The organism is Streptomyces sp. NPDC028991 (assembly GCF_055564775.1).
The window spans coordinates 357,881-373,761 of record NZ_JBVHVP010000002.1 but is presented as its reverse complement, the minus strand read 5'-3'; the positions used below and the strand labels follow the sequence as shown (position 1 = coordinate 373,761).

Genomic DNA, 15,881 nt, shown 5'->3' with positions numbered 1-15,881 from the left:
GGGCTTTGTGTACCCGTCGGTAATCGGGATTCACCGAGTGCTCACACAACGCCAGTGATCGCTGGCAACAAACACGCTGATCAGGGCGTTATGTGGAAGGGTTGGACCCGATCACTTGTTTTCGGTCCGGAGCGGGCCCAGGGCCGCGCCGACGGTCGCCGGCCACCGCCGCCAGCCCCTCGGCGATCTCCTCGGCGAACTGCTCCGCCTCCGGTCGCCGTCCGGAGTCCTTGGCCAGCAGCCGTTCGATCAGCGGACCGAGCGGACCGAGCGGACCGGCGGCCGAGCGCTCGGCGGCGGTGGCCTGCTCGGCGGCGGCAGCGGTGGGCTCGGCGGCGGCAGCGGTGGGCTCGGCGGTTGTGGCGTGTTCCGCGGTGGCGGCGTGCAGCAGAACGCCCAGGGACCGCAGGTCGGCGGCGGGTCCGGCGCCGCGCAGGGGTTCCTCGCCCGGCAGGTGGGCGGTGCCGAAGCCGGTGAGCACGACGCGGCCGTGCCGGCCGAGCAGGACGTGGGCGGGTTTCACACCGCGGTGCACGATGCCGACCGAGTGGGCGGCACGCAGGGCGCCCAGGACGGCGAGCCCTATGCGGGCGGCCTCGGGCGCTGCCACCGGTCCCCGCCGGAGCACCTCGTGCAGGGACTCGCCGCGGACCCACTCCATGACGATCCAGGGCGGTCCGTCGGGTCCGGCCTCCTCCACGACCACGTCGTGGATGCGCACGGCGGCGGGATGGTCGACGCGGGCGGCGGCGCGGGCCTCGCGGTAGAGGCGATGGGCGGCCCGGCGGTACGTCTCGTCCGCCGGGCCGCCGGGCAGCCGCGGCCGTTTGACGGCGACCTCGCGGTCCGCGACCTCGTCGTACCCCCGCCAGACGGTGCCCGACACGCCGGAACCGACGCGCCGGTCCAGGCGGTACCGCTGCCCGACCAACCGGTCCTGTGCTTCCATCAGGGGTTGTCGACCTCCCAGTTGGCGATCACCGTCCGGGCGATCTCCCGTCCCTCGTCGGCGAAGTAGCCCGTGCGGGGATAGTCGATCGACACCTTGTACATGTCGCCGTTTCCGGCCCGGTAGTAGACGATGCGGAACTCGCGCTCGCGGGGGTTCTGCGTGTCCGCGGTCGTGTAGGCGATGGTGTTCTCGGCGGCCTTGCCGTCCTTGTACTCGGTCGCGACGGGCTCGCCCCGGGGAGCGGGCTCGTCGGCGAAGTTCCAGGAGTACTCGCCGTCCTTGAGCACGTCCCAGTCCGCCCACGCGTTGGCGATCGCGGTGCCCGGGATCTTGTCGTCCTCGTCGTCGGCCTTGATGTCGCGGTCCACCACGACGGCGACCGCACCGCTCGGGTCGGCGAACGTCTCGTTGGTGCCGTCCCAGTCGTCCGGATGCTTCTGCTTCACGAAATCGGCCGGTACTCCGACGCTCACACCGGCCTTGCCGTCGAGCTTCTGCTGCTTCCAGCCCTCCGGCAGGGGCCCCGCGAAGGGATCCGCGATCACCAGGTACGACGCCACCGCCGCCGCGACCACCGCCGCGCCGAGGGTGATCCACGCGTTGCGGCCCAGCCGGACGCTCCACCGGGACGCGCGCGCCGCGACCGTCCCTTCCGGCCCGTCGAGCCGGACCACCTGGGTGGGCGGCGGGGCGGGCGGGTTCGCGGCGGCGTCCAGCAGGGCGCGGACCCGCGCGGCGTCCGGGCGGCGTGCCGGGTCCTTGTCCAGCAGGCCCGTGATGACCTCGGCCAGCGGTCCCCGCGCGGCGGCGGGCGGCGCGGGCGCGGCGTTGAGTACGGACTGGAGCGTGGCCGGGGTGTTGCTGCGACGGAACGGCGAGACGCCCTCCGTCGCCGCGTACAGCACCACGCCCAGCGACCACAGGTCGCTCGCCGGGCCGGGACGCTGGCCCAGCACCCGCTCCGGAGCGATGTACTCGGGCGACCCGACGAAGCCGCCGGTGTCGGTCAGGTTGGTCTCGCCCTCGATCTGGGCGATGCCGAAGTCGGTGAGGACGACGCGGTCGTGCCGGCCGAGCAGGACGTTGTCCGGCTTCACGTCCCGGTGGAGGATGCCGGCCGCGTGCGCGGCCTCCAGGGCGCCGAGCACCTCGAGGCCGATCCGGGCCGCCTCGCGCGCGTCGAGCGTGCCCTCCTGCAACGCGTCGCCCAGTGAGCGGCCCCGCACCAGCTCCATCACGATCCACGGCTGGTCGTCCACCACCGCCACGTCGTGCACGTTGACCACGGCGGGGTGGTCGAGTCGGGCCGCGGCGCGTGCCTCGCGGCGCATCCGCTCGAAGGCGTTGCCTCGTTCACGTTCGGGAAGGTGGTCGGGTACGCGGGGTTCCTTGACGGCGACCTCGCGGTCCACGGTCTCGTCCTTCGCCCGCCACACCGTGCCCATGCCGCCGTGCCCGAGCTTGGCGATCAGCCGGTAGCGGCCGACGATGAGCCGCCCCGCGCCCGGCTCCGGATTCGGGCCCGGGTCCGGATTCGGGCCCGAATCCGGATTCGGGCCCGGCGCGGACGGCTCCGGGGGACCGGGCCGCGACGGCGACCGCGGCGGTACGACCTGAGTGGGTGCCGCGTACGGGTTGCCGGGGTGTGGCACCGCGACGGGCTGGTTCGGTGGTTGCAGGCCGAAACTCGTCGGCTCGTCCGACCCGTTGCGGGGTCCCCCGTTGCTGCTCATGGGTCCATCCATATCGCGCCGTGCGTGTCCGAATCCACCCACCGTGCGCCCTGGTCACAGACCCGTGACGCGTGCTGCCGCTTATCTCCTGTTTAGGTGCGGTGCGGAGGACTCCGAGAGGGATGCTGACGCGGCGAGAGCCCCGGGAGGAGAGGTGGCGCGGGACACGGGAAGAGACGGGGGAAAAGATGCGGAGCGGGACGCGACCCCGGACACGGAGGCGACCCCGGACGCGGAGGCAGACGCGGACGCGGAGGCGACCCCGGACGCGGACGCGGACAGGGACGGAGACGGGGACGGAGGCATCAGGCCCGTAGTCGGCGTCACGGGGGTCGAACTCGTCGGCGTACCGCCCCCGTCGCCGTCCCCTTCGGCGAGCAGGGCCGCCGCCGAGATGCCCGCGCCGGCCGCGGCGACGACCAGGAGCGCCGCCATGAGCACGCCCCGCGTCACGCGACGGGGCGCACCGGTGCGGGGCGGCGCGGGAGTTCGGCCCGTGGCCAGAAAGGCACGCAGCATCCGCTCGGCCTCCGGCGCGTTCAGCCGCCGTTCCGGGTCGCGTTCCAGCAGGCCCTGCACGACCGGGAGGATGGGCCCGGCCTGCGCGGGCGGGCGGATCTCCTCGGTGACCACGGCGTGCAGGACGCCACCCAGCGAGTCGCGGTGGAAGGGCGAGGCGCCGCTGAGGATCGCGCACAGCAGCACACCCAGCGACCACAGGTCCGACTCCGGCCCGGTCCCGGCACCGGACATCCGCTCGGGGGCGGTGTACTCGGGTGAGCCGACGAAGGAACCGGTCTCGGTGAGCGTGGTGGCGCCCGCGACCTGGGCCACGCCGAAGTCGGTGAGTACGACCCGGCCGTCGTCGGCCACCAGCACGTTGGACGGCTTCACGTCCCGGTGGAGGATCCCGGCCGTGTGCGCGGTGCGCAGGGCGTCGAGCAGGGCGACGCCGATCCGGGCGGCCTCGGTGGCGTTCACCGGGCCGTGGCCGAGGACGCGGTCGGCGAGCGAGCCGCCGTCGATCAGCTCCATGACCATGTACGCGCGTTCGTCGTCCTCGACGACGTCGTGCACGACGATGACGTGCGGATGGCTGAGCTGTGCCACCGCGCGGGCCTCGCGCAGGGTGCGCTCACGGCGCCGCCGGGCCTCGGCCGCGGAGAGGGTCTCGTCGAGGGGGAGCGCCTTCACGGCCACCTCGCGGGCGAGCAGTTGGTCGGTGGCCCGCCACACGATGCCCATGCCGCCGTGGCCGAGCCGCTCGTGGAGCCGGTAACGGCCCGCGATGACACGCCCGCCCGCCCCCTCGGTCACCATGCGCCCATCATGCCCCACCGGACGGACCGGCTCCGGGCCCGCGTAACCCGGGTGGCCGACAACCGACGGACGAGTGTGCGCTGTCGCGACGGCTTTCGGCCATCAGGCGGCGCGACTCAGGCGGTCTTCTCTTGCCAGCTCTGCAGCACGGTACGGAACTGCTGCCGAGCGGTCTCCCAGTCCTCGGCGGGCGCCGACATGTAGATGACGTACTCGACGCCGTCACGGGACATGTACGTCTCCTCGGCGGCGCGGCGCGGCCCCGGGAAGGGCGTGTCCTTCGCCAGCGCGGTCCAGGTGTACTCCCACCGGGCGCTCTTGCGGTCGCGGTAGGTGGTCCGCTCCAGGGTGACGCGCCGGTAGTCGACCAGTCGCTGGAGCTGGGCCTCCAGGTCGAGTTGGTGGGCGTACGGGTCGTTGTAGTCGGGGGCGGTGTCGACGGCGATGCGGACGAAGTGCTCGCCGCCGTCGGGGGTGTAGTCGATCTGCCGCAGCTCGCCTTCCTCGTCGAACGCCTTCCGCTGCCAGTTCTCGGGCAGGTACAGGCTGAAACCCACCGGGTCGTCCCGGCGCACCCAGCCGTCCGGGACGGACCCGCCGGTGTCCTTGCCGGTCGTGGTGGAGGCGGTGGGGGACGGCGAGGGGGTGGGATCTCCCCCGGCCGTCGAGCCGCCCCCGCCCCGTTGCTGCAGCACCACGGCGGTGCCCGCGCCGATGAGGGCGGCCACGGCGACGACCAGGGCGAGCGTGCGCAGGCGGCGGCGCCGGGACCGTACGGGAGCGGCGCCCGTGGGATCGGCGGACGCGTACCCCGCCGCCGTGGGGCCCATCGGCACGGGTCCCGACGCCGCGTGCCCCGTGGCCGCCTGCCCCATCGCCGTGGGGCCCACCGCCGTGGGGCCCACCGCCGTCGGACCGGTCATCGGCCGGTACGGCGTCGCGGAGGTCGCGCCGGTCGGCCCCGGCGCCCCGGGACGGCCCGTGCCGCTGGGTCCCCGCGGATCCGAGTACCGCGTCGGCACATACGCCTGGGCCGCGTCGGGTCGTCGTCCCTCCGCCGCCTCCGCGAGCATCTGCTCGGTCTCGGTCACGCCGGGCCGCGTGGCCGGATCCTTGCGCAGCAGGGCGCTGATGACGGGCGCGAGTGCCCCGGCGTACCGGGCCTCGGTGGCCTCCTCCTCGACGACCGCCTGCATGGTGGTGAGCGGCGAGGTGCGCCGGAACGGCGACCTGCCCTCCACCGCCGTGTACAGCGTCGCGCCGAGCGCCCACAGGTCGGAGGCGGGCCCGGGGTCGTGGCCGCGGACGCGCTCGGGTGCCAGGTAGTCGACGGAGCCGACGACCTCTCCGGTCCGCGTGATGGTGGAGTCGCCCTCTATCTGCGCGATGCCGAAGTCGGTGAGCAGCACCCGGCCGTCGTCGGCGAGCAGTACGTTGCCGGGCTTGACGTCGCGGTGGAGGACACCGGCGGCGTGCGCGGCGCGCAGGGCGCGCAGCACCCACAGGCCGATCCGGGCCGCCTCCCGCGGCTCGACCCGCTCCTCCTCCTTGACCGCGTCGGCCAGCGAGCGGCCCTCGACCAGCTCCATCACGATCCAGGGCCGGCCGTCGTGTTCGAGTACGTCGTGCACGGTGACGACGGCCGAGTGGTTGATCCGCGCCGCCGCCCGCGCCTCGCCCCGGGTGCGCGCCAGCAGTATCGCCTGGTCGCTCTCGGAGACGTAGAGCGCGGCGGTCAACTCCTTGATCGCGACGGTCCGGTGCAGCACCTCGTCGTGAGCGCGCCACACCCGGCCCATGCCGCCGCTGCCGATGGCGTCCCCGAGCCGGTAACGGCCCGCGACGAGCCGGCCCTGCATCTGATTCACGTTGCCCCGCAATGGTCTTGTCCAGGGTCAGACTAGGGACCGGGCCTCGTCCGGGGAACGGGTGGGGTGGCATGGAAACAGCTCTGTGACGGTTGTCGCTTTCCGTGTCAGGAGGCAACCATCGGGACTGGCAGGGTCGGACCGCCCTCAGTTGGCGTGCGGTCAGCCCGTGTACCGGTAAGTAGCCGACGCCTGCTCGTACAGCCGGGTCACCTCGTCGCGCTCCGCCTCCGGCCCACGCACCTGCACGACGTGGTAACGCCCGTCGATCAGCATCGCGACGTTGCGCACGTACAGTTCGCCGCCGTCGGCGCCGGTCCAGGTGAACTGCCCCTCGGCCATGGTCCGGCCGCCGACCTCGATGGTCTTCAGCCCGCTGGACGTGGCCCAGCTGGAGGCGCGGTACGACGCCAACTCGGGTTCGCTGTCGCGCTGGTAGACCATCGGGTCGTCACCGTACTCGGCCGCGCGGTCCCGTCCCGGTACGACGACGAGTTCGAAGTCGCCCTTCGAGTAGACCACCTGTCCGCTGCCGTTGCGGGGCGTGCGGTTCCAGCCCTCGGCGACGGCGACGCGGAAGCCCTCGGCGTCCTCGCGGAGGGCGAACCCGTCGGCGACGTCCGGGTCGTTGGTCTGCGTCTCGGTGGAACCGGACTCCGTCTCGGAGGCACCGGCACCGGCACCGGAATCCGGGGACGTCTGCTCCGGCCGGGGCTCGCCGCTGACGTCCGGGGACCGTTCGGGCGGTGCTTGGCTCGCCTCGCCGACGGCGCCCGTCCGGCCGGTGGCTCCCTTGCCGTTCGGGTCGCTCTTCGGCATGAAGAACATGGCGTAGGCGATCGCTCCGGCCAGGGCGAGCAGTATCAGCAGGAGCAGCGTCCGGCCGAGGCCGCGCGGGGAACGGGTCGTCTCCCGCCTGCCCCGCTTGTGCCGTCCGTGGTGCGCGGGCAGCCCGGCGCGCCGCCTGCGCACCAGCTCGCCTCGGCGGCGCACGATCGGCAGCCGGCCGGTCTCGGCGGGCGGGGCGGAGACGACGTGCAGGCCGGCCTCCGGCTCGGGCGCCGACCGCACCAGGGAGCGCAGCCAGCCGCTCAGCTCCTCGAAGTCGATGCGCTCGGTGGGGTCCTGACGCAGCAGCGACTCCACGACCGGCCGCAGCGGCCCGCACTCCTCGGCGAACGCCGGCGGCTCCGCGCACACGATCTGCACCAGCTCGGCGGTCGACTCCTCCGGGTAGGGCGCGTGTCCCTGTACGGCACGGAAGAGCAGCGCGCCCAGCGCCCACAGGTCGGTGGCGGGGCCGATGGGCGCGGCCAGCTGCCAGTTCTCGTGCACCGGCCCGGCCTGCTCCGGCGCCCAGCGCTCGGTCACCGGTCCGACCACGGCCATCCGCGTCTGCCGCGCCCGCTCGGCGGCGAGCGCGGTGGCCGGACCGCGCGGCGCGGGCGTGCGGGTGGCCGGGTCGTCCCAGTGCCCGGTGGGCGGGGTGGGGCCCGGTTCCTGCTGCGGGGCGGCGGTCAGGGCCCGTGCGGCTGCCGGCGCGGCAGGCGAGGCGGACGACGGGTCGCCTGCCGGGCGGGGCGGGGCGCCGTGCCAGGAGGGAGTGCCCACGCCGTAGGGGTCGGCGATCTGCCCGGGCTGGGCGGCACCGGGGCCGGCCGCGTAGACGGAGCGCCCGGCTGCGGACGGGGCGCCCTGACCGGCGGTGTGGGAAGGGCCCGGCTCCGCGCCGGGGCCGGCGGCGCGCGGTGACTGCTCGGGGCCGGCCGCGTATGGGGGCCGTACCCCGCCGGTCCCGGCGCCGGGGGTGGCGGGAGGCCGGCCGGCGTCGTTGTCCGGGGCGGGGCGGGCGCCGGGCAGGGCCGCGTGGCCGTTCTGCGCCTCCTGGACGCGGGCCGCGGCGCGGGCGCCGGCGCGGTAGGCGGCGATCGCCCCGGCACGCGCGGCGCGGGCGTCTCCGCCGGTCTCGAGCGGCGCGGGTGCGAGCCCGGCGGAGGCGCCGCCCGGCCCCTGGGCGCCGGGCACCGGCAGTCCGCGGGCGGTCCGTGCCTCGATGGCGGCCCGTCGCGCGGCCTCGGGATCGGCACCGCCGGGGCTGGGCATCCCGGTCCGCGCGCCGCCGGGGGCGTGGGCCCCGCTCCCTGCGCCGCCGGGGGCCAGGAGCCCGGGACCGGCGCCGAAGGGGCCGGAAAGCCCGGCCCCGGCACCGCCGGGGCCGAGCGCCGCGGTCTCCGCTCCACCGCCCCGGCCGAAGGTCCCGTCAGGGGCGACCGCGCTGTTGCCCTGCTCCTCCCCGCCCTCGGGGGCGGGCACCGGGTCGTATCCGCACAGCGCCTCCTCCGCCGCCCCGACCGCCAGGCCGGTCAGCATCACGCGCCCGTCGTCGCAGACGAGCACCGTGCGCGCGGTGATGTTGCGGTGCACCCAGCCGTAGGTGTGCAGCACCCGCAGCGCCAGGAGGATGTCGGAGGCCACCTCGGCCGCCCGGTACGGCGTCAGGGGCTGCTCGGCGAGCAGGGCGGCCAGCGGTTTGGCAGCCACCAGCTCGCTGACGATCCACAGGGAACCGCCCTCGGCGAACACGTCGAAGACCTGGTCCAGGCGCGGGTGGTCGGGGACCGCAGCCGCGGCCTGCGCGGCCTCGACGGCCCGGCGCACCACCGGGTCGGCGGGCCGCCGCTGTCCGCCGTGGGCGGCCGGCGACCGCCTGCCGGGGTGCCGGCCGGCGCCGTCGCGGGCCGTGAAGCCGTCGGGCAGGCCGTCCGCGTCGAGCACCTCCGCCTCGACGACCTCCGGCAACGGCACCTGCCGGACCAGGACTTCCTGGCCGCTGTAGGTGTCGAAGGCGGGGGTCTCGGTGAGTTCGTACTCGTCGGACGGCGGCAGGGGCAGGCGGTAGCGGTCGGCGAGTACCCGTCCCGCATAGTCGTCCACGTCGCCACCCCCGGCAGCCCGTCGGTCAATTCCGTTCGCCCGGCGGGCCGTTCCGGCTGCGTACGGTCCGCAAGCACTCACGATACGTGCCGGAGGCAACCCGCAAAGAGGGGATGCCAGATATCGCGCCGCTCAAACCCGGGGGTCGTGTGCTCAGGACTTGGGTTCGAAGGTCTTCGTCAGGGTCCGCCAGGTGTCCCGGCGCAGGTCACTGTCCCAGTCGGCGGCCTTGGCGGTGTACATGAGCGCGTAACCCTGGTGGTCGTTGACGACGAAGCCCCGGTCCACGGTCCGGTACTTGGTGCCGCCGTCCGTGTAGGTGAACTCCCAGTCGGCGGCATTCCAGCCGCGGTAGCCCACCTTCTCGATGCGGATCTTCTTGTACTGCGAGCGGACCATGCCCCGCTCCTGGTTCTTCCAGTCGGCGACCGGGTCGCCCTTGGGCGTGGACGTCCAGGCGACGAGGAGCTTCTGCCCGTTCGGGCCGGTGAACCGGTCCCCCGCGGAGCCCGTGGACCGGTACTGCCAGCCCTCCGGCAGTCCGAGGGTGTAGCCCTGCTTGCCCTGGTGGGTGGCGGCAGCGCCCTCCTCGTCGGACTTTCCGGCACCGTCCGGCCCGGATCCGGTCCCGGCGTCGCCGGACTCGCTCGCTCCGGAGCCCGGGGCGCCGCCCGGAGCCCCGTCCGTCGACGGGGCCGAGGCGGAGCCGTCGGTACGGGTCCCGCCCTCCTCGTCCTGCTTGGTGTCGCCGCTCGCGCCGGCGGAGGCGACGGCCTTGTCACCGCTGCCGCCCTTGGCACCGTCCTCGTCGCCGCCGCCGAGCGTGAGGGCCAGCACGGTGCCGAGCACGGCGAGTGCCACGATCACGGCGATGATCACCAGCGTCCTGCGCGGCACCACGTCGGTGAGCGGCGCCCGGGGCACGGACCGCTGCGGCAGGTCCGGCGGTGGCACGACGGGCCAGCCGGAACTCCGGGCACCCGCGGGCATGTTCGCCCCACCCTGCCCAGAACCCGAACCCGAACCCGAACCCGAACCCGCTCCCGCACCGGCACCGGCACCGGCACCGGCACCCGAACCGGAACCAGGGCCGGCACCCGATCCAGCAGCCGACGCAGCGGAACCCGCTGCGCCGTGTCCCGGTGCGGCCGAGGCGGCGGCGGAACCGGCGGCGCCCGACGCGGCCCGGTCGGCCCCGCCCGGCTTGGTCCGGGAGGCGGCCGCGGCACCGGCCGCCCCGGCCCCGACGGCGGCCTTGCGCACGGAGCGCAGCGCCCCGCGCAACCGCTCCCCGGCCTCCTCGCCCCGCCGGCCCCCGGTGCCCGCCGGGCCGCCCCGGCGGGTCCGCTCGTCCGGCTGCGCCGGCAGCGGCACGACCTTGGTGGCGTCGACCGGTTCGGTCTCCGCCGCTCTGTCCGGGGCGTGGATGACCTTGTTGAGCAGCGCGCGGGCGCCCGCGTCGTCGAGGCGCTGGGCGGGGTCCTTGTTGAGCAGCCCGTAGATGACGTCCCGCAGCGGGCCGGCGTTCTTCGGCTCCTCCAGGTTCTCCGTCATCACCGCGGTCAGCGTGGCGATCGCGGAGCCCCTGTCGTAGGGCGGGGTGCCCTCCACCGCCGCGTACAGCAGCCCGCCGAGCGACCACAGGTCGGCGGCCGGTCCCGGCTTGTGGCCGCGGGCACGCTCCGGGGAGATGTAGGAGGGGGCGCCGACGAGCATGCCGGTGGAGGTGATGGACGGGTCGCCCTCCACCTGGGCGATGCCGAAGTCGGTGAGGACGACCCGGCCGTCCTCGGCGATCAGTACGTTGGACGGCTTCACGTCACGGTGCAGGATGCCCTCGCGGTGCGCGGAGCGCAGGACGTCGAGGACCGCGAGGCCCACCTCCGCCGCGCGCTTCGGCTCCAGCAGGCCGTCCTCACGGATGGCCTCGGCGAGCGACTTGCCCTCGACGAGTTCCATCACGATCCACGGCCGGTCGTCCTCCTCGACCACGTCGTAGACCGTCACGGCGCTGTTGTTGCGGATCCGCGCGATCGCCTTGGCCTCGCGCAGCGTGCGCGTGATCAGGCGCCGCTTCTCCTCCTCGTCGATGTTGCCCGGGAACCGCAGCTCCTTGACGGCGACCGTGCGTCCCAGGGTCTCGTCCTCGGCCCGCCACACCGTCCCCATGCCGCCGCGGCCGAGCACGTCTCCCAGCCGGTACCGCCCGGCGAGGAGACGTGCGCTCTTGTCCGTACGGGGTGTCCCCGCCCGCTCCGCCTCCGACATGCGTCCCCTCATGCAACCCGCCCTGACAGAGCCTTCATTGTCCCTCACCCGACAAGTGCTCGACGCCCAGGGTGCCTCTGGCGCCGACCGGGCGGGAGGGCGGGTGACACGGGGGGTGACCCTGCGTCACCCCTGCCCCGGCGGCCCCTGTCACCTGCCCTGGCACATGCCCTGTCACCTGCCCTGTCGCCTGCCCTGTCGCATGTCCTGCCACCTGCCCTGTCGCATGTCCTATCGCGACACGATGTCCGGTGCCCCCAGCCGCGCCGCGTCGGCCGTCAGGTCGTCCGGCTGACGCTGTGACTCCCGCTCGGCCTCGACCCGCTTCTCGTAGTGCTGAACCTCCCGCTCGATCTGGTCCTTGTCCCAGCCCAGCACGGGTGCCATCAGTTCGGCGGCCTCGCGGGCGCTGCGTGTGCCCCGGTCGAAGGTCTCGATGGAGATGCGGGTGCGCCGGGTCAGTACGTCGTCCAGGTGCCGTGCGCCCTCGTGGGAGGCGGCGTAGACGACCTCGGCGCGCAGGTAGTCGTCGGCCGCGTGCAGCGGCTCGCCGAGGGAGGGGTCGGCGGTGATGAGCTCCAGCACCTCCTCCGCCATGGCGCCGTACCGGTTCAGCAGGTGCTCCACGCGTACGACGTGCAGGCCGGTGCGCGCGGCGACTCGCGCCCGCGCGTTCCACAGCGCCCGGTAGCCCTCGGCGCCGAGCAGCGGTGTGTCCTCGGTGACGCAGTCGGCGACCCGCAGGTCGAGTCCGTGCACCGCCTCGTCCACGGCGTCCTTGGCCATCACCCGGTACGTCGTGTACTTGCCGCCCGCCACGACGACCAGGCCGGGCACCGGATGCGCGACGGTGTGCTCGCGGGACAGCTTGCTGGTGGCGTCGGACTCGCCGGCCAGCAGCGGGCGCAGCCCGGCGTAGACGCCCTCGACGTCGTCGCGGGTGAGCGGCACGGACAGCACGGAGTTGACGTGCTCCAGCAGGTAGTCGATGTCCGCGCTGGAGGCGGCCGGGTGGGCCTTGTCCAGGTCCCAGCCGGTGTCCGTGGTGCCGATGATCCAGTGCCGGCCCCAGGGGATGACGAACAGCACGGACTTCTCGGTGCGCAGGATCAGGCCGGTGCTGGAGTGGATGCGGTCCTTCGGTACGACCAGGTGGATGCCCTTGGAGGCGCGGACATGGAACTGGCCGCGCTCGCCCACCATCGACTGGGTGTCGTCGGTCCACACACCGGTCGCGTTCACGACCTGCTTGGCGTGGATCTCGTACTCCCCGCCCGCCTCGACGTCCTGCACGCGCGCGCCGACCACGCGCTCGCCCTCGCGCAGGAAGGAGGTGACCCGCGCGCGGTTGGCGACCGGGGCGCCGTACGCCGCAGCCGTGCGCACCAGCGTCGTCACGAACCGGGCGTCGTCCATCTGGGCGTCGTAGTACTGGAGCGCGCCGACCAGCGCGTCCTTCTTCAAGGCGGGTGCCACTCGCAGGGCGTGACCGCGGCTCAGGTGACGGTGCATCGGCAGTCCCCGGCCGTGCCCGCGGGCCATGGACATGGCGTCGTAGAGCGCGACGCCGGACCCGGCGTACAGCCGCTCCCACCCCTTGTGCTGCAAGGGATACAGGAACGGCACCGGCTTCACGAGATGCGGCGCGAGCCGCTCCAGCAGCAGCCCGCGCTCCTTCAGCGCCTCCCGTACGAGTGCGAAGTCGAGCATCTCCAGGTAGCGCAGGCCGCCGTGGATCAGCTTGCTGGACCTGCTGGAAGTGCCCGACGCCCAGTCCCGCGCCTCGACCAGGCCGATGGACAGGCCGCGCGTCACGGCGTCGAGCGCGGTGCCCGCACCGACCACGCCCGCGCCCACCACCAGTACGTCCAGCTCGCGCTCGGCCATGGCCGCGAGTGACTCGGCGCGCTGCGCCGGCCCCAGGGTCGCTGTCCTCACTGCTGCCTCCCGCTGTCGGTCGCGTCGGCCGCACCCGTCGGGCGAAGCCCGGTTCCTGGTACCCACCATGCCCAGATTCTGACCGGCCTGCCCGACATCGGCAGCCGCACGGCCCCCAGCCTGTGGACAACTCCCCCGCAGTCGCCGCACCCACGCCGCGGCTCACCGCCGACACTCGACACTCCTCGAAACTAGGCGGACCAATCCCGCATATCGGTCATATTTACTCCTAGTCTGACGTTGTGCTCGCCCATCCTGTCCACCGGGCTTGCACACCTGTCCCGCTTCGGTTACTGGGAAGGACGGCCCACGCCATGCCCGCAGATCTCGCCGTCATCGGACTCGGCCCGTACGGCCTGCCCCTGGCCCAGGCCGCCGTCGCCGCAGGCATCCCCACCCTCGGCTACCGCACAGGTCCCGAGGCCGACCCGCTCACCCCCGCCGAGGTGCGCCGGATGCTCGCCACGGGCTTCCGCACCCCCGCCGGACCGGCCGAGCTGGGCCGCGTCCGCACCGCCGTCATCTGTGCCCCCACCACGCCGGGCGCGGACGGCGGCCTGGACCTCACCCAGGTCGAGGCCGCGGCCCGCACCCTGGCCGCCCACATGCGCCCGCACACGACGGTCATCCTGGAGTCGCCGGTGCGGCCCGGGACGACGGAGGAGTTCCTGCGGCCGGTCCTGGAACAGGGTTCCGGGCTGCGCGCCGGCCGCGACTTCCACCTCGCCTACTCCCCCAGCCGCGTCGACCCCGGCAACCGCGACTTCACCCCGGCCAACACGCCCAAGGTGATCGGCGGCCTCACCCCCGCCTGCACCGAGTCCGCCGCCACCTTCTACGGCCGTCTCACCGACAAGGTGGTCCGCGCGCGCGGACCCCGCGAGGCGGAGACGGTCCAGCTCCTGGAGACCAACTTCCGGCACGTCAACATCGCCCTGGTCAACGAGATGGCCGTCCTCTGCAACGACCTCGGCGTCGACCTGTGGGACGTCCTGCGCTGCGCGGAGACCAAGCCGTTCGGCTTCCAGGCCTTCCGCCCCGGCCCCGGCGTCGGCGGCCACTCCGTCCCCCAGGACCTGACCGGCGACGCCCCCCGCAGCCTGCGCATGGTGGAGCTGGCACAGCAGGTCAACGACCAGATGCCCCGCTACGTCGTCCAGCGCGCCGCCGCCCTCCTCAACGAGCACGGCAAGTCCGCGCGCGGCGCCCGCGTCCTGCTCCTCGGCGTCACCTACAAGGCCGACCTCGCCGACCAGCAGGCCGCCCCGGCCGAGGAGATCGCGACCCGCCTGATGTCGATGGGCGCCGCCATCAGCTACCACGACCCGCACATCCCGTCCTGGAACGTCCTGGACCGCCCGGTGCCCCGCGCCGACTCCCTCTACGAGGCCGCCGCCGACGCCGACCTGACGATCCTCCTCCAGCAGCACCGCACGTACGACCTCCAGGGCCTGTCGGTGAAGGCCCAGCTGCTGCTGGACACGCGCGGGGCCACGCCCACGGGGGCGGCGCACCGGTTGTGAGGAGGGGGCGCGCGGGGGTGGCCGTGCCACCGGGCTTGGTGGTGGACGGGGCGCTTCGTGCAGGCGGCAGAGGCCGGTCACCCCTCAAGGGCGACCGGCCTCCCCAGAGCCGTGGAGCGGGCGCTACCGCCGGTGCTGCGAGTCCGCCACCGTCACCTCGACGCGCTGGAACTCCTTCAGCTCGCTGTACCCGGTCGTCGACATCGCGCGCCGCAGGGCGCCGAAGAAGTTCATCGAGCCGTCGGGGTTGCGGGACGGGCCGGTGAGGATCTCCTCGATGGTGCCGACCGTGCCGAGGTCGACCTTCTTGCCCCGGGGCAGCTCCTCGTTGACGGCCTCCATGCCCCAGTGGTTGCCCTTGCCCGGCGCGTCGGTCGCGCGGGCCAGCGGGGAGCCCATCATCACGGAGTCGGCGCCGCAGGCGATGGCCTTGGGCAGGTCGCCGGACCAGCCGACGCCGCCGTCGGCGATGACGTGCACGTACCGGCCGCCGGACTCGTCCATGTAGTCCCGGCGGGCCGCCGCCACGTCCGCCACCGCCGTCGCCATGGGCACCTGGATACCGAGCACGTTGCGCGTGGTGTGGGCGGCGCCGCCGCCGAAGCCGACGAGGACGCCCGCCGCGCCGGTGCGCATCAGGTGCAGGGCGGCGGTGTAGGTGGCGCAGCCGCCGACGATGACCGGGACGTCCAGCTCGTAGATGAACTGCTTCAGGTTCAGCGGCTCGTGCGAACCGGAGACGTGCTCCGCCGAGACCGTGGTGCCGCGGATGACGAAGATGTCGACGCCCGCGTCCACCACCGCCTTGGAGAACTGGGCGGTGCGCTGCGGGGAGAGCGCGGCGGCGGTGACCACGCCCGAGTCGCGCACCTCCTTGATGCGCTGCCCGATCAGCTCCTCCTTGATGGGAGCCGCGTAGATCTCCTGGAGGCGGCGGGTCGCGTTGTCCGAGTCCAGCCCGGCGATCTCGTCGAGCAGCGGCTGCGGGTCCTCGTGCCGCGTCCAGAGCCCTTCCAGGTTCAGTACGCCGAGGCCGCCCAGCTCGCCGATGCGGATGGCGGTGGCCGGGGAGACGACCGAGTCCATGGGAGCGGCCAGGAACGGCAGCTCGAAGCGGTAGGCGTCGATCTGCCAGGCGATCGAGACCTCCTTCGGGTCCCGCGTACGGCGGCTGGGGACGACGGCGATGTCGTCGAAGGCGTACGCCCGGCGGCCGCGCTTGCCGCGCCCGATCTCGATCTCAGTCACGTCTGTGGCCTTTCCCTGATGCGTTGCAGCGCCTTCCAGTATCCCCGACGGGCATGGCGGGGCACTGCTGAGGGCGGCCCCGGCCGGTCCGGGGCCG

General features: G+C 74.0%; 8 protein-coding genes and 1 pseudogene. 1 reads left to right on the top strand and 8 read right to left on the bottom strand.

Features of this window, described 5'->3' with window-relative positions; genetic code table 11:
* Positions 1-151: 151 nt before the first annotated feature.
* The 7 genes and pseudogenes from ACZ4V1_RS05870 to ACZ4V1_RS05840 form a co-directional block, all read right to left on the bottom strand.
* Positions 152-949: pseudogene (locus tag ACZ4V1_RS05870) on the bottom strand (serine/threonine-protein kinase); the annotation flags it as partial.
* Positions 949-2,685, bottom strand: coding sequence for a serine/threonine-protein kinase (locus ACZ4V1_RS05865; RefSeq protein WP_468329861.1), 1,737 nt, complete (start codon positions 2,683-2,685; stop codon positions 949-951). The pseudogene ACZ4V1_RS05870 and the gene ACZ4V1_RS05865, both read right to left, overlap by 1 nt.
* An 81-nt stretch (positions 2,686-2,766) precedes the next feature.
* On the bottom strand, positions 2,767-4,005 hold the full coding sequence (locus ACZ4V1_RS05860) for a serine/threonine-protein kinase (protein WP_468329858.1): 1,239 nt from the start codon (positions 4,003-4,005) through the stop codon (positions 2,767-2,769).
* Positions 4,006-4,121: 116 nt separating this feature from the next.
* Positions 4,122-5,864 carry a serine/threonine-protein kinase gene (locus ACZ4V1_RS05855; protein WP_468329855.1) on the bottom strand — a complete coding sequence of 581 codons (1,743 nt, stop codon included), beginning with the start codon at positions 5,862-5,864 and terminating at the stop codon, positions 4,122-4,124.
* A 171-nt stretch (positions 5,865-6,035) separates the two neighbouring features.
* Positions 6,036-8,807, bottom strand: coding sequence for a protein kinase (locus ACZ4V1_RS05850; RefSeq protein WP_468329852.1), 2,772 nt, complete (start codon positions 8,805-8,807; stop codon positions 6,036-6,038).
* A 153-nt stretch (positions 8,808-8,960) separates the two neighbouring features.
* Positions 8,961-11,075, bottom strand: coding sequence for a protein kinase domain-containing protein (locus tag ACZ4V1_RS05845; protein ID WP_468330921.1), 2,115 nt, complete (start codon positions 11,073-11,075; stop codon positions 8,961-8,963).
* A 231-nt stretch (positions 11,076-11,306) separates the two neighbouring features.
* Complete coding sequence (locus ACZ4V1_RS05840) at positions 11,307-13,013, bottom strand: glycerol-3-phosphate dehydrogenase/oxidase (protein ID WP_468329850.1); 1,707 nt, start codon at positions 13,011-13,013, stop codon at positions 11,307-11,309.
* Positions 13,014-13,327: 314 nt separating this feature from the next.
* On the opposite strand from ACZ4V1_RS05840, the gene ACZ4V1_RS05835 reads away from it, so the two are divergent.
* A complete protein-coding gene (locus ACZ4V1_RS05835; protein ID WP_468329847.1) occupies positions 13,328-14,536 on the top strand; it encodes a nucleotide sugar dehydrogenase in 1,209 nt (402 codons plus the stop codon).
* A 123-nt stretch (positions 14,537-14,659) separates the two neighbouring features.
* Here the strand turns inward: ACZ4V1_RS05835 and ACZ4V1_RS05830 are convergent, their stop codons facing one another.
* Positions 14,660-15,784 (bottom strand): GuaB3 family IMP dehydrogenase-related protein, encoded by a 1,125-nt coding sequence (locus ACZ4V1_RS05830; protein WP_468329844.1) that lies wholly within the window; start codon positions 15,782-15,784, stop codon positions 14,660-14,662.
* Between the last annotated feature and the right edge of the window lie 97 nt (positions 15,785-15,881).